At 71.4% G+C, this 18,015-nt stretch carries 20 protein-coding genes; 6 read left to right on the forward strand and 14 right to left on the reverse strand.

Annotated features, from left to right (window positions below):
• Positions 1-88 precede the first annotated feature (88 nt).
• Positions 89-856, reverse strand: a complete 768-nt coding sequence (locus KKR89_RS17885; RefSeq protein WP_208196653.1) for a hypothetical protein — start codon at positions 854-856, stop codon at positions 89-91.
• A 301-nt stretch (positions 857-1,157) separates the two neighbouring features.
• Between KKR89_RS17885 and KKR89_RS17890 the strand changes: the two genes are divergently transcribed.
• Entirely contained in the window at positions 1,158-1,610 is a 453-nt protein-coding gene (locus KKR89_RS17890) for a hypothetical protein (RefSeq protein WP_208196654.1), read from the forward strand.
• Positions 1,611-1,862: 252 nt separating this feature from the next.
• On the opposite strand, the gene KKR89_RS17895 is transcribed toward KKR89_RS17890, so the two are convergent.
• Positions 1,863-2,582, reverse strand: a complete 720-nt coding sequence (locus tag KKR89_RS17895; RefSeq protein ID WP_208196655.1) for a DinB family protein — start codon at positions 2,580-2,582, stop codon at positions 1,863-1,865.
• 851 nt (positions 2,583-3,433) lie between these two features.
• Between KKR89_RS17895 and KKR89_RS17900 the strand changes: the two genes are divergently transcribed.
• Both KKR89_RS17900 and KKR89_RS17905 read left to right on the forward strand, forming a co-directional pair.
• A complete protein-coding gene (locus tag KKR89_RS17900; RefSeq protein WP_208196656.1) occupies positions 3,434-3,718 on the forward strand; it encodes a hypothetical protein in 285 nt (94 codons plus the stop codon).
• Between the two features lie 97 nt (positions 3,719-3,815).
• Positions 3,816-4,403, forward strand: coding sequence for an NUDIX hydrolase (locus KKR89_RS17905; RefSeq protein WP_208196657.1), 588 nt, complete (start codon positions 3,816-3,818; stop codon positions 4,401-4,403).
• Here the strand turns inward: KKR89_RS17905 and dnaB are convergent.
• Complete coding sequence (gene dnaB, locus KKR89_RS17910; protein WP_208196658.1) at positions 4,373-5,752, reverse strand: replicative DNA helicase; 1,380 nt, start codon at positions 5,750-5,752, stop codon at positions 4,373-4,375. The genes KKR89_RS17905 and dnaB overlap by 31 nt on opposite strands.
• 456 nt (positions 5,753-6,208) lie before the next feature.
• Between dnaB and KKR89_RS17915 the strand changes: the two genes are divergently transcribed.
• Positions 6,209-7,501: an MATE family efflux transporter gene (locus tag KKR89_RS17915; RefSeq protein ID WP_251141119.1), complete on the forward strand. Its 1,293-nt coding sequence runs from the start codon at positions 6,209-6,211 to the stop codon at positions 7,499-7,501.
• 31 nt (positions 7,502-7,532) lie between these two features.
• On the opposite strand, the gene KKR89_RS17920 is transcribed toward KKR89_RS17915, so the two are convergent.
• From KKR89_RS17920 to KKR89_RS17960, 9 genes are all read right to left on the reverse strand, one after another.
• Positions 7,533-7,757 carry a hypothetical protein gene (locus tag KKR89_RS17920; RefSeq protein WP_208196659.1) on the reverse strand — a complete coding sequence of 75 codons (225 nt, stop codon included), beginning with the start codon at positions 7,755-7,757 and terminating at the stop codon, positions 7,533-7,535.
• A 210-nt stretch (positions 7,758-7,967) separates the two neighbouring features.
• On the reverse strand, positions 7,968-8,579 hold the full coding sequence (locus KKR89_RS17925; RefSeq protein WP_208196660.1) for a hypothetical protein: 612 nt from the start codon (positions 8,577-8,579) through the stop codon (positions 7,968-7,970).
• Positions 8,563-8,736 carry a hypothetical protein gene (locus KKR89_RS17930; RefSeq protein WP_208196661.1) on the reverse strand — a complete coding sequence of 58 codons (174 nt, stop codon included), beginning with the start codon at positions 8,734-8,736 and terminating at the stop codon, positions 8,563-8,565. Before KKR89_RS17930 ends, KKR89_RS17925 begins: the two co-directional genes overlap by 17 nt.
• A 311-nt stretch (positions 8,737-9,047) precedes the next feature.
• Entirely contained in the window at positions 9,048-9,365 is a 318-nt protein-coding gene (locus KKR89_RS17935) for a hypothetical protein (protein WP_208196662.1), read from the reverse strand.
• A 163-nt stretch (positions 9,366-9,528) separates the two neighbouring features.
• The gene (gene rplI, locus KKR89_RS17940) at positions 9,529-9,978 is read right to left on the reverse strand and encodes a 50S ribosomal protein L9 (protein ID WP_208196663.1); all 450 of its coding nucleotides are present in this window, start codon (positions 9,976-9,978) and stop codon (positions 9,529-9,531) included.
• A 14-nt stretch (positions 9,979-9,992) separates the two neighbouring features.
• Positions 9,993-10,229, reverse strand: a complete 237-nt coding sequence (gene rpsR, locus KKR89_RS17945; RefSeq protein WP_062101988.1) for a 30S ribosomal protein S18 — start codon at positions 10,227-10,229, stop codon at positions 9,993-9,995.
• Between the two features lie 77 nt (positions 10,230-10,306).
• The gene (locus KKR89_RS17950) at positions 10,307-10,840 is read right to left on the reverse strand and encodes a single-stranded DNA-binding protein (RefSeq protein ID WP_191783234.1); all 534 of its coding nucleotides are present in this window, start codon (positions 10,838-10,840) and stop codon (positions 10,307-10,309) included.
• A gap of 94 nt (positions 10,841-10,934) precedes the next feature.
• Positions 10,935-11,228 (reverse strand): 30S ribosomal protein S6, encoded by a 294-nt coding sequence (gene rpsF / locus KKR89_RS17955; RefSeq protein WP_191783233.1) that lies wholly within the window; start codon positions 11,226-11,228, stop codon positions 10,935-10,937.
• Between the two features lie 171 nt (positions 11,229-11,399).
• Positions 11,400-13,808, reverse strand: coding sequence for a penicillin-binding protein (locus tag KKR89_RS17960; protein WP_208196664.1), 2,409 nt, complete (start codon positions 13,806-13,808; stop codon positions 11,400-11,402).
• 351 nt (positions 13,809-14,159) lie between these two features.
• Here KKR89_RS17960 and KKR89_RS17965 point away from each other — a divergent pair, with 351 nt between their 5' ends.
• Entirely contained in the window at positions 14,160-14,798 is a 639-nt protein-coding gene (locus KKR89_RS17965) for a PadR family transcriptional regulator (protein WP_208196665.1), read from the forward strand.
• Positions 14,795-15,889 (forward strand): inositol-3-phosphate synthase, encoded by a 1,095-nt coding sequence (locus KKR89_RS17970; protein ID WP_208196666.1) that lies wholly within the window; start codon positions 14,795-14,797, stop codon positions 15,887-15,889. Before KKR89_RS17965 ends, KKR89_RS17970 begins: the two co-directional genes overlap by 4 nt.
• Positions 15,890-16,032: 143 nt before the next feature.
• On the opposite strand, the gene KKR89_RS17975 is transcribed toward KKR89_RS17970, so the two are convergent.
• Complete coding sequence (locus KKR89_RS17975) at positions 16,033-17,430, reverse strand: hypothetical protein (RefSeq protein ID WP_208196667.1); 1,398 nt, start codon at positions 17,428-17,430, stop codon at positions 16,033-16,035.
• Complete coding sequence (locus tag KKR89_RS17980) at positions 17,427-17,996, reverse strand: sigma-70 family RNA polymerase sigma factor (RefSeq protein WP_208196668.1); 570 nt, start codon at positions 17,994-17,996, stop codon at positions 17,427-17,429. The genes KKR89_RS17975 and KKR89_RS17980 overlap by 4 nt, the downstream gene beginning before the upstream one ends.
• Between the last annotated feature and the right edge of the window lie 19 nt (positions 17,997-18,015).

The following is an 18,015-nucleotide window of genomic DNA, read 5'->3' on the forward strand; positions in this document are numbered from 1 at the left end:
CCCGCGCCTGATGCTGCGTGATCTCGTCTCGGGCGAGTGATGCCACCGTGCGGCGTAGAAGCCGCCTGTCAGCGTGGTGCTCTGTCCGTCAGCGTTCCTCCGCGAAGTCGTGCGCCTGCGCCTGGGCGAGGGTGCGCTCACGGCCCGGCACGCCACGCCCGCCGACCAGCTCGACGAGCACCCCCCACCCGTCCGGGGCGTAGAAGCTCTCGTCGTGGAGGCGGATACCGAGCGAGTCCACGACCCGCAGGAGCGACGCCCGGGAGAACTTGTCCTGCGTGCGTCGGGCCTCGCGGTCCAGGGGGTCGGGAAGCGGCCACTCCTCGTCCGGCTCGGTGAGCTCCCAGCGGCGACCCGTGTCCGACACCTGCACCTTCACGATCGAGCCGCGCACGCCCCACTTCGCACTCGGATCCGGGTCGAACACCGCGACCCCGCGTGCCCCCCACCACCCTGTCCGGGTCCGGCGGTCGAACGTCTGCGGGGAGTCCACGACGCCAACCCCGCGCACGCCGCCCGGCTGCGCGGCCATCCCTGCCGCGTCGCTGATCGCCTCGCTCCCGCGCCAGGAGTTGTCCAGCATGGCCGTCCAGCGCGCGCCGGCAGTCGGCAGCATCAGGTAGCGCGTCACGTACGCCGTCCTCAGCGGCAGCAAGGTGCCCAGCAACTCCGGGAGCGTGCCCTCGACACGCCGCGTGCGCAAGACGCCGCCGGTGAGCTCTGTCGTGGCACGGCCGCGCCAGGACACCAGCACGTCCGCGCACGTCGCGGCATCCGCCGCGAGGAACGTGATGCCATGCGTCACCGGGAACCACGCACCGTCGAGCAGGTACCGCTCGTCCGTTGGATCGACCATGCCGGATGGTCTCACTCGCACGCGCCGGCGATGAGCAGCAGCAGTGTCGCGCCGATCTTCGCCGACGTGTCGTTGGCGCGGATCCGCGCGGCGTGCTGGTCGCCGCGCTTCGTCATGCCCGGCGTGCTGCACAGCGGCTTGTCCCACTCGACGTAGTAGCGCTTGCCGTCCAGCGTGTACTGCAGGTCCGCGACATCCGGCCACCGGCCGGGCGGTGCCGGCGCCCTCGTGAGCGCAGCGAGTGCGGGACCGCGTGAGACGGCCGTGCCCGGTGACGGGCGACGTCCTACCGTGACGACGCATGAGCGCCCCGGCAGGATCGACCATGACCGGCGGGCCCGCGGCGGACGGCGGCACTCGCTCGCTCCGGCGCGCGCTGCCGCGCATCACACTCATCACCGTGGTCGCCGCAGGTCTCGTCCTGTGGCTGGGCGTCGCGACGTCGGTGCTCGGCTCGCTCGCCGCGGAGGTCTTCGAAAGCTCGGTGCCGTCCCTCGGGGAGGGCCCGTCGCTACCCGACGACGTGACCGTCGTGTCCACCGAGGAGGTGTGCGCCTCGGGCGGTTGCTGGGTCGAGCAGGCGCTGCGCGGAGCCGCCGGGGAGTCACCCACCGAGCTCGCCTCGCGCCTGGACCTCACCGAGCGCGAGGCGTGCCACCGGTCGCCGCGGGTGTGGCTGTGGGACGTGTGCACCTCCGCCGTCCCGCGGTCCGGCACGCTCCTCGTCGTCCTGCAGTACGACCCCTCGGACTGACGGCCCCGGGCGCGGTGCGGATCATTAGCGGCATGGCGCCCTAGACCCGCGTGCTCGTGACCGACGACCTCGACGGCAGCTGCTGAGGCTTGAAACCCATTCGTCGCCATGCCTCGCGGATCGGTTCCAGATTGTCAGCGAAGGCTCCGGGTACTCGAGAAGTACCGCGTCCGGCACCGGGCCCAACAGCTCGGCACCGCTCAGGCGGTCAGCGATGCCCGCATCCGCAAGATGCTCAGTCCGTAGCCGGCCCTACTGAGCGTCCTGTGCCTCGATCAGGTCGAGGTCGCGGACGCAGAAGCGGTGGTGCTCGAAGGTCTCGTTGAGCACCGTGCCGAGGCACTGCCGCACCGAGCGGCCCCGGGCATACGGCGGCCAGGCATCGTCGTCGGGCACCGGCGCTCGCGATGCGAGCTGCACAGCGGTGACCTCGTCGAGCCAGGCCTCGAGCTCGGCTGCCTGTGCGTCACGCACGCTCACGATCTCGTCGAGGGTCGGATCGAGCGAGAGGTCAAGCCCGTGCGCTCCACGGTAGGGCTCGACTGTCGTCCCGATGCCCATCGGCGTGAACAGCTCCGTCGAGCCCAGGCAGCAGCGGCGGAACCACGAGTCGTGGACGAAGACCAGGTGGCGCATCGTCTCCACCGCCGACCACTCGTCGTTCACGCTGCGGCGCTCGATGCCGGGCGTACGGCGGATTCGCTCGATCGTGGCGGCCCAGCCGGCATGGAGCTGACGCGATGCCTCGCGCAGATCCGCTGGGTACTCGGAGCGGATCAGCACCCGCACCGGATGACGCCGGTCGAGCTCTGCCTCGACGTACTCGGTGACCTCGACACCGTTCACCACGAGGTTGGTGATGAGCCCGTCGATCACGGCATCCTGCATGACGACGCCGATCAGGCGTGCCCCGGTCAGATCGCACTCGCGGAACTCCGCACCGTGCAGATCCTCGTCGATATACCGCGTCATGCTCCGCACACTAGGTCCGAGCACCGACAAGCCAGCCACGACAGGAGCCGTGGGAGGACGAGCAACACGAGGACGACGGCGACGACGTCGGGATGTGGGTGGTTAATGGTCCCGGGCACGGGCCACGACTGCCCCTCGGCACGATCATGGCGCGGATGACCGGCGAGCCGCAGCTGTCGGACTGGCCGTACTTAAAGTATCCCGGCCGTGTTTTCAAACTATCTTGCATCTCGACAACGTCGACATGTCGCCTTGTGACAGGCAGCCGGGCGTGACAGAAGCCAAACCCGTCGGACATCCCACCAGGGGACGCCTGTTACTTCACGCGCTTGTCGAGATGCACGTCAGATTGACCGACCCTGAGCGTTGTACTTTGACCGACGAGGGCCCGGCCCGGGGCGCCGGTCAAAGTAGGCGGGACTACTGACGTCCCGTCGCTGGCTGGTACCCACCGTCCAGCCCGCGGGCACGGCTCCAGCGCCTGGTCCGCGATGGAAGCACCGCCAGCCGCTTGCACCGGATCAGCCCCACATGACCGACATGGTCCACAGAGAGCCGACGCGAGACGAGAAGCCCCCCCGGCGAGGCCCCGTGCGCCCGTACCGTCCGCTCTGCGGGTGGTGCGGGTACGACCCTCGTTCAGGAGCGGCAGCGGGAGAGGGCACCGACCTCGGGACGGATCGGAGCCAGGTCTTGAAATCGTCCACAGGTGGACCGGACCAGAACGTGCCGGGTGACCGTGCGCGGCGCGGGGGGGCGTTGGTCGCGTGGCGCACCGCGCTCGTCGCGGTGCTGAGCGCCGCGTGCTGGTTCGCGTGGTTCGCGTAGACACCACGTACCAAGTCGACCCGGTGACTGGCGTCGCGAGCGGCCCCTACGAGGCGTGGCAGGCGCTGGGCTGCGTGCTCAGCCTCGCGGCGGTCGTCGTGCTCGGGTCCCTGGTGCTCGGGCCGTGGTGGACGGCGCTCACCGTGACCGTGGCGTTCACGGTCGCGTTCTCGGTCACGGCGAGCAGCGACGAGACGGGGCTGTGGGGCGTCAGGGCGCTGCTCGTCGCGTTCGGGGTGGCCGCGGGATCGACCGTCCTCGCGATGGTCATGATGGTGGTTGCCAGCCGCCGTCGCCGGGCCGCGTAGCCGAGTGCTCGCGCCCGTCGCGAGGAGCGGCACTGGAGGGTGCCCTCACGCGGATAAGGCCGGGAGTGGCGTCGCGTTCCGCGTGTAGCGTCACGCCATGGCCGAGCCTCCCCTGCTGCTCCGATCCGATCCGGACCCGAGCTGGCTCCCGGCCGGAAGCCGCGCCGACGTGATGCTCGGTGAACCGCCTGCCGACGAGCCGACAGGTCTGGTTCGCCTCATGGTCCTTCGCGGTAACGAGTTCTTCTGCATGATGCGGGAACCTGACGGGCGGCTCGATATCCCCACGCGCCACGTCGCCGAAGGCGAAGATCCTCACGACACAGCCCACGCGCTCGCCTCAGTCGTGCTCGGCCCAGATGCCGAAGTTCGCCCGTGGGGCTATGTCCGCAACTTCGTCCCCACCCCATCAAACGACTATCCCTGGCCATCGCCGGTGGCATGCTTCACCGTCTGGCGTCCGATGTCGGGCGCGCCCGTCGTGCCGGGGCTGTGGTGCGCGCGGATCGAGCTCGGCACGCGGCACTGGTGGCCGCTGGCGGAGCAGGCGGCCCGCGGACCACACCCGGACAAGTCGGGTAGTCAGAGCTGCACTAATAAAGTGGTCGCGGATTTTCAAAGCAGGAGGGATCTCGACAACAGCGGCATCGGGAACTACATCTGCATATCCACGAACCGCGAGTAGTGCCCCTGGAACGCGACGGTGATCGTGTCCGTCGGACCGTTACGGTGCTTCGCCACGATCAAGTCCGCCTCGCCCGCCCGAGGAGATTCCTTTTCGTAAGCATCCTCGCGGTGCAAGAGGATCACCATGTCAGCATCCTGTTCGATGCTGCCACTTTCACGAAGGTCGCTCATCTGCGGCTTCTTGTCCGTGCGCTGCTCGGGACCACGGTTCAGCTGGGAGATCGCGATCACGGGGACCTCGATCTCCTTGGCGAGCAGCTTGAGGGCACGGGAGAACTCGGAGACCTCCTGCTGGCGGGACTCGACGCGCTTGCCGGACGTCATGAGCTGCAGGTAGTCGATGACGACCAGCTTGAGGTCGTGGCGCTGCTTGAGGCGCCGGCACTTGGCGCGGATCTCCATGAGCGACATGTTCGGGGAGTCGTCGATGAACAGCGGGGCCTCGCTGATGCGACCCATGGTCGCGGCGATCTTCGCCCAGTCGTCCTCGCCCATCGCACCGGTGCGCAGCTTCTGCAGGTGCACGCGTGCCTCGGCGGCCAGCAGACGCATCGTGATCTCGTTGCGACTCATCTCGAGGGAGAAGACAACGGCAGCCATGTTGTGCTTGATGGCCGAGGAACGAACAATGTCGATTCCCAGGGTACTTTTGCCAATTGCCGGACGCGCCGCCAGCACGATCATCTGCCCCGGGTGCAGCCCGTTGGTCAGCCGGTCGAGGTCGGAGAACCCCGTGGGCACGCCGACCATGCCCTCGCCGCGGTGGCCGGCGGCCTCGATCTCGTCGACGGTGCCGCCGATGACCTCGGACAGCGGCAGGTAGTCCTCGGACGCGCGGCGCTCGGTGACGGCGTAGACCTCGGCCTGCGCGTTGTTGACGAGCTCGTCGACGTCGCCGCCGTCGGTCGCGTAGCCGAGCTGCACGATGCGGGTGCCCGCCTCGACGAGCTTGCGCAGGATGGCGCGCTCACGCACGATCCGCGCGTAGAAGCCGGCATTGGCGGCGGTCGGGACGCCGGCGATGAGCGTGTGCAGGTAGGCGGCGCCGCCGATGCGGCCCATCTCGCCGCGCTTGGTCAGCTCGTCCGCGACGGTGATGGCGTCGGCGGGCTCACCGCGGCCGTACAGGTCGAGGATCGAGTCGTAGATCGCCTCGTGCGCGGGGCGGTAGAAGTCGGTGCCCTTGATCTGCTCGATGACGTCGGCGATAGCGTCCTTGCTGATCATCATGCCGCCGAGCACGGACCGCTCGGCCTCGAGGTCCTGCGGCGGGGTGCGGTCGAAACCACCGCCGCTGCTGCGCCCGCTGTCCGGCGGCGCGCCGTACTCGAGGTCCTCGATGGTCACCTGTCACCTACTCCTGCTCGTCCCCACCCGTTGGAACACGTGTTCTACCGGGACCCTCCGACAGTGACCCTCGCGCGCGTCCTCTGCGGGACGACGTCTCCCACCGGGACCTGCCTTCGCGAGGCTAGGCCTGCGGCGCCCCGGACCCAAACGGGTGTGTGCACAGGCCGGTGGACAGCGTGTGGACAACCCCTTCAGCCCTGTGTGCACAGGTTGGGGATGAGCCTGTGGACAGAGCGGGTGATGTGGTCCCGTCAGGCGTCTCACCGGCGCATACGCTGTGCACGTGCTGTGGAGCGAAGAAGATTCGGCCGACGTTCACCTGGTGGACGTCTGAACCGCCCGTCGGACACCTCGGGCCCGGGCTCGTCGGAACCTGCACCCCCCGCTGGGCCGCCCGAGGGACGTCCGCACGACCCCGTCGTCCACACCCCCGCCCCCACGCCGGACCGCCAGATCCTCGTCCTGGCCGTCCCCGCGCTGGGCGCCCTGGTCGCCGAGCCCCTGTTCGTGCTCGTCGACTCCGCGATGGTCGGTCACCTCGGCACCGACTCGCTCGCTGGCCTCGCGCTCGCCTCGACGGTCCTCGTCACCGTCGTGGGCCTGTGCGTCTTCCTCGCCTACGCGACGACCGCGGCCGTGGCGCGGCGCGTCGGCGCGGGCGACCTGCGCGCCGCCCTGCAGACCGGCGTCGACGGCATGTGGCTCGGCCTGGGCCTGGGCATCGCCCTCGCCGCCGCCACGTGGGCGGCCGCACCGTGGCTCGTCGCGGTGCTCGGCGCCGACGGCACCGTCGCCACGCAGGCCGTGACGTACCTGCGCTGGTCGGTGCCCGGCCTGCCCGGCATGCTCCTCGTCCTGGCCGCCACGGGCGCGCTGCGCGGCCTGCAGGACACCCGCACACCGCTCGTCGTCGCCGCGTCCGGCGCCGTCACCAACGCGGTCCTCAACGCCGTGCTCATCTACGGCCTGGGCCTCGGCATCGCCGGCTCCGGGCTCGGGACGGCCCTCGCACAGCTCGGCATGGCCGCGTGGCTCGTCGTCGTGGTCGTCCGCGGCGCCCGTGCGGCCGGCGCCCGCCTGAACCCCGCGGCAGGCGGCATCTGGGCCAACGCCCGCGCGGGCCTCCCCCTGCTGGTCCGCACGGCGACGCTGCGGCTCGCCATCCTCCTGACCGTGTGGACCGCGACCGGCCTGGGCCCCGCCGCGCTCGCCGGGCACCAGGTGGTCAACGCCGTCTGGGGCCTGACCGCGTTCGCGCTCGACGCCCTGGCGATCGCCGCGCAGGCGCTCGTCGGGCAGGCGCTCGGTGCGCGCGACGTGGAGCGCGCGCGGGCCGTGCTGCGCCGCACGCTGCAGTGGGGCCTGGGTGCGGGGGCCGTCCTGGGCGTCCTCGTGGGTGCTCTCGCGCCCCTCTACGTGCGGGTCTTCTCCCCCGACGCCGACGTGCAGCACGCGGCCGTCCTCGGCCTCGTCGTCGCCGCCGTGGCGCTTCCCATGGCGGGCTGGGTGTTCGTCCTCGACGGCGTGCTCATCGGTGCCGGCGACGGCCCGTTCCTCGCGTGGGCGGGCGTCGTCACTCTCGTCGCCTACGTGCCCGCGGCCCTCGCCGTGCACGCGTGGGCGCCGCCGGGCGCCGTGGGGATCGTCTGGCTGTGGGTCGCGTTCGCCGTCGTCTTCATGGCGGCCCGCGCGCTGACGACGGGCCTGCGCGCCCGCGGTACCGCCTGGATGGTCCTCGGCGCCTGACCCGCCGCGGCACACCTCACCGCAGCGTCGGTCAGGCGACGACCCGGTGGTGCCGACGGTCCCGGCCGCCGCCGAGGGACATCGCGGCGTACACCAGCGCCGCCGTTCCCATCGTCAGGAGCGCGACCCCCATCGGCAGGTCGTCGGCGGCACGCAGGACGCCCGTCGCGCCGACGGCCACCCCCAGCACAGCGCTCGCCCCGACCCGTGCGGCCAGCGGCAGCTGCTCCCGCGTCCACGCGTGCACCGTGTCCATGTCGACCTCCCTCAGCGCGGTCGCGGAACCGCCCGCGCCGTCGTCCTCGACGCTAGTCAGCGCGGCGCGTCGTGCCGACCCCCGCCGGAACGACCCGGCATCCGCCCTCCGGAGGACCCGCCAGGGCGACGGGGTCATCCGCAGGGCTGGGGTCAGGCGTGCTCCGCCGGGCCCTGGCGGCCGGCCGACGGCGCGTCCGGCGCGTCCCGGTCAGGAGCCTGCGCCGCGCGCCTCGTGCCGGACGCCGCCCTCGACGACCTCGCGAGCACCATGAACGTCACCCGACGGGAGGTCGACCTGGTCGAAAGGCACCACCTCGGCGGGGTTCGCACGATCGACGATCGCCCTGGAGCACTCGACCCCCGACGGCGCCCCGAGCCCGGATGCCATGACGGGCACCTGCCAGCAGGTCCCCACCACATAGCGCGCGTGCGTCACGCCGACCTGCGCGTACCCGCTGCCCTCGGTGTAGAGGACCAGCACCAGTTCCCCGCTGCTCGCGTCGGTGGTGAGTGCGACGGTGCCGGCGAACATCTCCAGGCGGTCAGCCGTGCGCACGGCTTCGTTGTCCCGGTCGAGCACGCTGATGCCCACGCACTCGCCGAGCTCCGTCGCCAGGAGGCCTGCGTCCGACGCCCCGGCCCACAGGGCCGGGGCTCGGGACTCGAGGCAGCCGAGGGCCTCCGCCACGTTCCGTGGCAGGTCGGCCCGTGCCGCGTCGTCCGCACGCTGCTCGACGTGCTGCGCTCCGCACCCCGTGAGCGCGACGGTGAGCGTCGCGGCGAGGAGCGCGCCGCGCCGCACGTCACGGGAGGCGTGCAAGCGTGTCCTCCAGTGCCCGTGCGGAGAAGCCCGTCCCGTTCGTGTCCGGGGTCAGGCCGGACTCGTCGAGCTCGACCACGCCGCCCGCCGCGGCCGGGGCGTCCTCCACGGCGTCCGGCGCGCCGGACGCCGACGTGTCGACGGGCACCAGCGGCATCCCGATCAGGGCAAGGGCGACAGGGCCGTCCAGGGCAGCACGCGAGAACAGACGCATGTAACGAGACCCCCTGACTGAGTCGTCAGCAGCCCCCACGTCGTCACATCGTGCCCGAGCGCGCGTGGCCGGCTCAGGCGTTCGGGAGTGACCTGTATCACTTCATCCGACATCCTCGGGTCAGCCAGGCGGCGCGGCCGGCCTGGCCTGGCTGTGTGCCGCGTTCGCGGTCGTCTTCATGGCCGCACGCGCCGTCACGACGGGCCTGCGGGCGCGCGGCACCAGCTGGATGGTGGTCGGCGTCTGACGCCCGGTCAGGCGTCCCCGCCGCCACCCCCGCCGCCGTCGCCGCCCCCGCCGTCGGGGCCGGAGTCGCCGTCGACCGCGGCCGCCTCGCCACCACCCCCGCCCTCGCGTCCCTTGGCGGACGTGTTCGCGCCGACCGCGGACAGCGCCATGAACACGACGCCGATGGCGAAGAACGCGGTCCGGCTGCTGTCACCGCTCGACATCCCCGACAGGCCCAGGACGAAGAACACCAGGCCGATGGCGAGGAACGCGCCGTTCTGCACGCCCCGAGCGCCCTTCACATCCGCGTCGCCGTCACCCTGCTCGCGCTGCTCGTCGACCATGCGTGCCTCCGCTCGTGGTGGTCCCGCCAGCCTAGGCACGGCCGCCGGCGCCACCCAGGGCCCCGGGATGGAGATCCCTCTCCGTCCGCAGACGGAGTCCGGACGCACCGAGGCCCCGCACCCTGTCTGGGTGCGGGGCCTCGAGCGCGATCAGCGCGTCAGGTCAGACGGAGACGACCTTGACGGTCACCTTCGCCGAGACCTCCGGGTGCAGGCGGACCTGCACCGTGTACTCGCCGGTCGACTTGATCGCCTGGGCGACCTCGATCTTGCGCTTGTCGACGGCCGGGGCACCGGCGGCCTTGATCGCGGCAGCGATCTCGGCCGTGGTGACGGCACCGAACAGCCGGCCCGACTCGCCGGACTTGGCCGAGACGGTGACGGGGTTGGCCTGCAGGGAGTCCCGCACGGCCTTCGCGTCGTCGAGCGTGGCGATCTCGCGCGCCTTGCGGGCACGACGGATCGCGGAGACGTCCTTCTCGGCACCCTTGGTCCACGGCGTGGCCAGGCTGCGCGGGATGAGGTAGTTACGGGCGTACCCGTCCTTCACCTCGACGATGTCGCCAGGGGCACCGAGACCGGTGACCTCGTGGGTCAGGATGATCTTCGCCATGGGTCAGTCCTTTCTCAGCGAGCCGACGACGAGTACGGCAGGAGTGCCATCTCGCGTGCGTTCTTGACTGCACGGGCGATCTGGCGCTGCTCCTGCACGGAGACACCGGTCACGCGACGCGCGCGGATCTTCCCGCGGTCGGAGATGAACTTGCGGAGCAGAGCCGTGTCCTTGTAGTCGACCGTGTCGATCTTGGCGGCCTTGAGGGGGTTCTGCTTCTTCTTGGGCTTGCGGACGACGGGCTTGGCCATCGTGGTGCTCCTTTGTCTGTGGAGCCCCGAGCGTTGCCGTGCTCGGGGATGGAGTGTTCAGGTGTGCGAGGCGCCGATCAGAACGGGGGCTCGTCGGAGTAGCCGCCGCCGGACCCACCACCCGCGGGCGTGGCCCACGGGTCGTCGGTCTGGCCGCCGCCACCGGACGACGAACCGCCGCCGCCGAAGCCGCCACCGCCGGAGTTGCCGCCGCCACCGCCGCCACCGAAGTTGCCACCGCCGGAGCGCTGGGTCCGCGTGACCTTGGCGGTCGCGTACCGCAGCGACGGGCCGACCTCGTCGACCTGCAGCTCGTACACGGTGCGCTTCTCGCCCTCGCGGGTCTCGTAGGACCGCTGCGAGAGCCGGCCCTGCACGATGACGCGGGTGCCCTTGGTGAGGGACTCGGCGACGGACTCGGCCGCCTCACGCCAGATCGAGCAGCGCAGGAACAGGGTCTCCCCGTCCTTCCACTCGTTGGACTGGCGGTCGAACGTGCGGGGCGTGGACGCGACGGTGAAGTTCGCGACCGCGGCGCCCGACGGGGTGAAGCGCAGCTCCGGGTCCCCGGTCAGGTTCCCGATCACCGTGATGGTGGTCTCGCCGGCCATGACGGCCTCCTCGCTCGTTCGTAAGGTTCGGCTGCGGCGTGGTGCCGCGGATGCTGGGGCCCGACGCTAGCGACGGGCACCGACACGGAAGGACTCAGGCCTCGCGGCGCAGGACCTTCGTGCGCAGGACGACCTCGTTGAGGCCGAGCTGACGGTCCAGCTCCTTGGCCGTGGCGGGCGACGCGGTGAAGTCGACGACGGCGTAGATGCCCTCGGCCTTCTTCTGGATGTCGTACGCGAGGCGACGACGGCCCCACACGTCCACCTTGTCGACAGTGCCACCGTCGGTCTTGACGACCGTCAGGTACTTGTCGAGCGACGGAGCAACGGTGCGCTCCTCGATCTCGGGGTCGAGGATGATCATGATCTCGTACTGACGCAGGCTCATACCCACCTCCTCTGGTCTTCGCGGTCACGGTCGGTCCGTGACAGGAGGGTCTCAAGCGTCTCGACGCGCCCGTTCCCGACGAGTGTCAGGGGTGGCGGGCACGACGAACCGTCCCGTGAGGGACGGCGGTCGCCCAGCCTACCGGTTGGCGGGCCGTCGACCGAATCGCCGTCAGTTCCCCGGTGGTGGGGGCACCGCGGCGCCCCCGCCCTCGGGGGCCGGCGTCGGGGTGGGTGTCGGAACCGGGGGCGGGGCGACGGTCGGCGGCGGCGGCGTCGGGGTGGGCTGCGGAGCACCGGTCGACACGACGATCGTGACGGTGCCCCCGGAGGCCACGGTCGAGCCCTCGCCGGGTTCGACCCGGATGACGCGTCCCACCGGCACCGTGGTCGAGCGCTCGCTGACGACGCGTGCCGCGAGCCCGGCGGCCTGCAGGCTGCCGGCCGCGTCCGCCTCGGTCCGCCCGACCAGCCCGGACGGCACCTGGACGTCGGCGGGCGCTGCCGGCTCCTCGACGGTCGGCTCCTCGGTCGGCGCCTGCGCCGTGGCGGTCGGCGTCGGCTTGCCGCCGACGTTGGCGCGTGCCGGGAACTTCTGGACCTCCTGGTAGCGCGGGTCGGCGAAGACCTTGCCCATGTAGTCGGCCCACAGCATGGCCGGGTACGTGCTGCCGTTGACGGACCTGACGCCGCCCCACGGTTCGATCGTGTCCAGGCCCTTCCCGTCGTCGGCGAGCTGGGACAGCGAGACGGCCGTGGCGAGCTGCGGGACGTACCCCACGAACCACGCACCCTTGTTGAGGGTCTCCGAACCCGTCTTGCCGGCGATCGGTCGCTTGAGCCTGCTGACCTGGGCCTTGCCGGACCCCCGCTCCACGACCTGCGTCATCGCGTACGTCGCGTCCGCCATCACGTCCGCCGGGAAGACGGTCTCGCCCGTCGTGTCCGGCTGCCAGGCGACGACCCCGTCGCTGTTGGTGACCTGCTGCACGATGTGCGGCGTGCGCCTGACGCCCTGGGCCGCGAACGTCGCGTACGCGCCCGCCATGTCCAGCGGGTGGACGAAGTCGGTGCCGAGCACGTTGGCGACGTTGGCCTCCAGCGGCGTGGTGATGCCCGCGGCCTCGGCGGCCTTCGTCGTGTTCTCCGGCGTGACCTCGAGGTTGAGCTGGGCGTACACGGTGTTGACGGACTGCGCGGTGGCCTCGACCAGGTCGATGTTGCCGAAGTTCTCGTCGCCGAAGTTGGGCACAGGCTTCCCGTTGTCCCACTCGGGGAAGCTCTTCGGGGAGTTGCCGTTGTACTTCGTCGACAGGCTGATGCCCTGCTGCAGCGCCGCCACCAGGGTGAACGGCTTGAACGTCGACGCCGCCGGGACCCGGTCGTACGTCGCCGTGCTCCTCGAGTCCGTGAGGTAGTCGGACCCGCCGTACAGCGCGACGATGCCGCCCGTAGCCGGGTCGACCGTCGAGATCGACACGCGCAGCCGCTCGTGGGGCAGCACCCCGTCGGACAGGGCGCCCGATCGCAGGCCCTCGGCGGACTGGAAGGCCATCTCCTGCAGGGCGGGGTCGATCGTCGTGATGATCTTGAGGCCCTCGGTCTTGAGCTCGCCGTCGGCCCAGAGGTTGGTGGCGTAGAGCTCCTTCTCGACCATCTTCAGGAGGTAGCCGTTGGGACCCCGGTACGTCTCCGACTCCAGGTACTGCACCGGGTCGGGGAAGACCTGCGCGGCACGCTCCTCGCTCGTGAGCCAGCCCATCTCGACCATGCGGTCGAGGATGATCCCCCAGCGCTGCTCCGCCTTGTCGCGGTTGATCGCGGGGTCCCAGTTGTTCGGGGACGGGATGACGGCCGCGAGCAGCGCGGCCTGGGACACGGTGAGGTCGGCGGCGTTGACGTCGTAGTAGGACTGCGCCGCGGCCTGGATCCCGTACGAGTCGCGCCCGAAGTAGATCGTGTTGAGGTAGCGCCCCATGATCTGTTCCTTGGACTCGCTCTGGGAGATCTTGATCGCGAGGATCGCTTCCTTCGCCTTGCCCCAGTAGTCGGTCGTGGTGCTCTGGTAGTACCGCTCGACGTACTGCTGGGTCAGCGTCGACCCGCCCTGCGTCGGCTTGCCCTGGATGTTGTTGATGAAGGCACGGGCCATGCCGGTGAGCGACACGCCACGGTTGGTGAAGAACGTCTTGTCCTCGCCGGCGGCCACCGCGAAGCCGATGTGCTCCGGCAGCGTGCTGTACTCGACGAGCTCGCGCCGCTGCTCGGCGAACTGGCCCATCTCCGGACCGGGTGTACCGGGCTCGGTCCCGGCGAAGTACACGGTGGTCGTCTGGTAGTCGACCTCGGCGAGCGGGTCGGCCGGGTTGATGAACGCGAACGCGGCGGCTCCGGCCCCCAGCGCGAGGAAGATCCCGCCGATGAACGTCCCGAGCACCACCCGCCACGACGGGAGCCACCGGTGCAGGCCGGTGTGCTCGCGCCGCGGGTAGTTCCAGAACCCGCGGCGCTCGGAGGCGACGGGTCGACGCGACGCGCGCCGGGCGCGCGACGGCGCTGCGCGGCGGTTGCTGGCTGCCAAGGGGGGACCTCTCGTGCTGACGACGATGCTGCGGCGCCCCCTGGCGACCCGTCTGACGAGCACGCCGGGCGGACGCTGCCGGGCCTCAGTATGGACGAAGGGCTCCCCGCTGCCAGCCCGGGAGGCGCCCGGGACGTCCGGATCGGGACGAGCCTTCACACGATCGGCACCGCACGGTGACGGGACGTCGACGCTCCGTCGACGTCTGAGCGTCCGGTCGAGGGGCGTGGTGGACCCCGCGTGTTGTGCGGGACCGCGCATCCGACATACGCTCCGATGTATCGAGTTGATACATCGGAGCCGCCGGTCGGTGGGTCCGCGGTGCAGGTGGGACGACGGTGGGAGGGTGAGATGCGCGGTCGGGCTGACGTGCTCGAGCCGGCGATCCTCGGCCTGCTCGCCGAGTCGCCCATGCACGGCTACGAGCTGCGCAAGCGCCTCAACCTGGTGCTCGGCTCGTTCCGCGCCCTGTCGTACGGCTCGCTGTACCCGTGCCTCAAGGGGCTCGCGGACCGCAGCTGGATCGTCGGCGTCGACGCGCCGGGCGACCGCACCGTGGCCAGCAAGCGTGCGCGCATCGTCTACCAGCTGACCGCCGAGGGCAAGGAGCACCTGCAGCAGGTGCTGTCGTCCTCGGGCCCGGCCTCCTGGGAGGACGAGAACTTCGACGTGCGCTTCGCGTTCTTCGCGCAGACCGATGCCGAGACGCGGATGCGGATCCTCGAGGGCCGGCGCACCCGGCTCACCGAGCGCCTGGAGACCGTCCGCCAGTCGTTCGCCCGGACCCGCGAGCGCATGGACGAGTACACGCTCGAGCTCCAGCGCCACGGCCTGGAGCAGGTGGAGCGCGAGGTCCGCTGGCTGGACGACCTCATCGACAACGAGCGCGGCACGCGTCGCGCTCGGCCCGAGGGTGACGGCCGACCGGCCGTCGCTGCACAAGACGCCGAGGGAAACGCCGAGGCGCGAAACGAGAAGGAGCGAGGATGACCTCCATCCGCGTCGCCATCGTCGGCGTCGGCAACTGCGCCGCATCGCTGGTCCAGGGCGTGCACTACTACCGTGACGCCGACCCGACGGCCAAGGTCCCGGGTCTCATGCACGTGCAGTTCGGCGACTACCACGTCCGCGACATCGAGTTCGTCGCCGCGTTCGACGTGGACGCCAAGAAGGTCGGCTTCGACCTGTCCGAGGCGATCTTCAACTCGGAGAACAACACCATCAAGATCTCCGACGTCCCGCCGCTGGGCGTGACCGTGCAGCGTGGCCACACGCTCGACGGCATCGGCAAGTACTACGCCGAGACGATCGAGGAGTCGGACGCCGAGCCGGTCGACGTCGTGCAGACGCTCAAGGACCAGCAGGTCGACGTCCTCGTCTGCTACCTGCCCGTCGGCTCCGAGGCCGCCGCGAAGTTCTACGCGCAGTGCGCGATCGACGCGAACGTCGCCTTCGTCAACGCCCTGCCCGTGTTCATCGCGTCCGACCCGGAGTGGGCCGCGAAGTTCGAGGCCGCCGGTGTCCCGATCGTCGGCGACGACATCAAGTCGCAGGTCGGCGCGACCATCACGCACCGCGTGCTCGCCCGTCTGTTCGAGGACCGCGGCGTCATCCTGGACCGCACGTACCAGCTGAACGTCGGCGGCAACATGGACTTCAAGAACATGCTCGAGCGCGAGCGCCTGGAGTCCAAGAAGATCTCGAAGACGCAGGCCGTCACGTCGAACCTCACCGACGGCCCGCTGGCCGGCAAGAAGGACGACCGCAACGTCCACATCGGCCCGTCGGACTACGTCGCGTGGCTCGACGACCGCAAGTGGGCGTACGTGCGCCTCGAGGGTCGCGCGTTCGGCGAGGTGCCCCTGAGCCTGGAGTACAAGCTCGAGGTCTGGGACTCCCCGAACTCGGCCGGCATCATCATCGACGCGCTGCGCGCGGCGAAGATCGCCAAGGACCGCGGCATCGGCGGCCCCCTGCTCTCGGCGTCGACGTACTTCATGAAGTCCCCGCCCGTGCAGACCGAGGACAACCTCGGCCGCCAGCAGGTCGAGGCCTTCATCCGCGGCGAGCTGGAGCGCTGACCCCGCTCCGCAGCAGCTGACCGTGAAGGGCTGGGCGTCGCACGTCGACGCCCAGCCCCTCACGTCTGTCCCCGGGCGTGCTCACGAGAGCGTGAAGCGTTGTTGCCGGATTCCGGCAGCAACGCTTCACACCCTCCGCTCGCTCAGGGGGTCCCGACGGTCCAGGACGTCATGGTCGAGATCCAGGACGCGTCCGGGGGCAGGTCCGTCGTGTCGGGCAGGCCCGACAGCAGGACCGTCGCTCCCGTGGCGAGATCGACCCGGTGAAGGTCCACCGGACCGCCGTCACCGGTGCACTGGGTGCCGGTCGTGACGTACGCCGCGCCGTCGATCGCGTCGACGGACAGCGGGATCCGGCCGGCCGGCGGCTCGGGTCCGCGGGTGAACGTGCCGGCCGCGGGGTCGACGACGCCCCACGCGGCGGTGCACTCGAGGAAGGGGTCACCCCCGACGACGACCCGACCGTCGGCCAGCTCGACACCGCGGCCGAGGGGCCCCTCGATGTCACCCTCGACCGCCAGGGTGCGAGGCGCGACACCCGGCGTCGCGGTGTCGTACCGCAGCGACCCGGTGGAGCGGGGACCCTCCGGGGTGATCTCCCAGCAGGTCAGGAGCACCTCGGTACCGCTCCAGCCGAAGGGCACGCAGGTGTCGTCGGCGGGCGCGGGCACGACCGTGACGCCGCCGGTGGCGACGTCGACGACGAGCGGGCTGCCCGGGTCCCCGTCCCCCGCGTCGGCCCCGGGTGCGGGGCCCGTGCCCGCCAGGAGCGCACCCGACCGGTCGAGCACGCCGTCGCGGACGGCCGGGAGCCGTCGCACGACCCGCTGCCCGTCGTGGACGAGCACGTCGTCGTCGTCGTACGACGACCACAGGTCGAGGCCGTCACCGGTGCGCCCGACGTGCTCGATGCCGCCCGTCAGGCCGTCGAGCAGTGTCATCCCCCCGGTGAGCAGGTCGAGCGTCGCGACCCGGTTGTCGCCCTTCTCGGAGGTCGTCACGAGCGCCTGCGTGCTGCCGGCCTCCCACCGCACGACGGACACCCACCGGTCGTTCGGCAGGTCGAGCACCCGGTACCGCTCACCCGCCGGCGACACCAGGTCGAGCACGTGCGCCGAGGGGGCGGACGCCGCGACGGGGTCGCCGGAGAAGTACGAGGGTCGCTGGGTCGTCAGGACCCAGCCGGGAGTGGCCGCCTCGAGCGTGCCCGGCGGCATGACGAGGGCCGGCGCGAGACCCGGTGCGTCGAGCGCGGGCGCGCGCCCGGCGTCCGGGTCGGGGGTCGCGGCGCCGGTGGGCGTCGCGGTCGTCGTGGGGCGCTGCGCGGGCTGCGGCGCGCCGTCGCGCTCCAGGCCCAGCCACCCGCCGGCGCCCAGGGCGACGACGACGGCACCGACGCCGAGGACCTCGCCGGCGTGACGGCGACGGCGACGACGGCGGATCCCGGACAGCACGTCGTCGTGACGCGTCGCGTCCAGGGGCGCCTCGGCCCTGGCCAGGGCGTCGTGGGTCCGTGCGAGCAGGTCGTGGACGTCGGTCATCGCTCCGTCACCTCCGTCGGCGCGCCGGCCCTGCGCAGGGGCTCGACGGTCATGGCGTCGTGGCTCTCCACGGTGACCCCGCCCAGGACGGCGTCGAGCTGCGCGACCCCGTCCGACGTGTACCGCTTGACGGCGCCCTCGCTGATGCCGAGCAGCCCGGCCGTCTCCCGGACGCTCAGGTCCTCCAGGTGCCGCAGGACGACGCACGCACGCTCCCGCTGCGTCAGGCCCGCGAGCGCCCGCACGACGTCGGCCGGCAGGTGGTGACCCTCGACACCGGGTGCCGGCGCGGCGGCGTACCCGGCGACCGTCCCGATGGCCACCCGCTCGCGCCCCCTTCGACGTGCCGCGTCGATGCTGCGCGTGGCGACCGCCCGCCTCACGTACTGCTCGGCCTCCGGCAGCGTCGTGAACCGCGCCCGGCTGGAGAACGTCGCCACGAGCGCGTCCTGCAGCAGGTCCTGCGCGTCCTCGCGCGACCCGCACACGAGGGTCGCCCAGCCGACGAGCGTCCCGTACCTCTCGTGCACGAGCTGCTCGAGCAGCCTCTCCCACGGTCTCGCCACGCGCCTGCCTCCCGGTCGT

The organism is Cellulomonas dongxiuzhuiae, from assembly GCF_018623035.1.
GTDB lineage: Bacteria > Actinomycetota > Actinomycetes > Actinomycetales > Cellulomonadaceae > Cellulomonas > Cellulomonas dongxiuzhuiae.

Coding starts and splice junctions, on each gene's coding strand:
- rpsF (WP_191783233.1), bottom strand. CDS start 11,228: ATGAGCCTGCGTCAGTACGAGATCATGATCATCCTCGACCCCGAGATC.
- KKR89_RS17885 (WP_208196653.1), bottom strand. CDS start 856: ATGGTCGATCCAACGGACGAGCGGTACCTGCTCGACGGTGCGTGGTTC.
- KKR89_RS17905 (WP_208196657.1), top strand. CDS start 3,816: ATGGCCGAGCCTCCCCTGCTGCTCCGATCCGATCCGGACCCGAGCTGG.
- KKR89_RS17965 (WP_208196665.1), top strand. CDS start 14,160: ATGCGCGGTCGGGCTGACGTGCTCGAGCCGGCGATCCTCGGCCTGCTC.
- KKR89_RS17935 (WP_208196662.1), bottom strand. CDS start 9,365: ATGGTCGACGAGCAGCGCGAGCAGGGTGACGGCGACGCGGATGTGAAG.
- KKR89_RS17890 (WP_208196654.1), top strand. CDS start 1,158: ATGAGCGCCCCGGCAGGATCGACCATGACCGGCGGGCCCGCGGCGGAC.
- KKR89_RS17975 (WP_208196667.1), bottom strand. CDS start 17,430: ATGACCGACGTCCACGACCTGCTCGCACGGACCCACGACGCCCTGGCC.
- KKR89_RS17930 (WP_208196661.1), bottom strand. CDS start 8,736: ATGCCGCTGGTGCCCGTCGACACGTCGGCGTCCGGCGCGCCGGACGCC.
- KKR89_RS17950 (WP_191783234.1), bottom strand. CDS start 10,840: ATGGCCGGCGAGACCACCATCACGGTGATCGGGAACCTGACCGGGGAC.
- KKR89_RS17895 (WP_208196655.1), bottom strand. CDS start 2,582: ATGACGCGGTATATCGACGAGGATCTGCACGGTGCGGAGTTCCGCGAG.
- KKR89_RS17970 (WP_208196666.1), top strand. CDS start 14,795: ATGACCTCCATCCGCGTCGCCATCGTCGGCGTCGGCAACTGCGCCGCA.
- rpsR (WP_062101988.1), bottom strand. CDS start 10,229: ATGGCCAAGCCCGTCGTCCGCAAGCCCAAGAAGAAGCAGAACCCCCTC.
- KKR89_RS17920 (WP_208196659.1), bottom strand. CDS start 7,757: ATGGACACGGTGCACGCGTGGACGCGGGAGCAGCTGCCGCTGGCCGCA.
- rplI (WP_208196663.1), bottom strand. CDS start 9,978: ATGGCGAAGATCATCCTGACCCACGAGGTCACCGGTCTCGGTGCCCCT.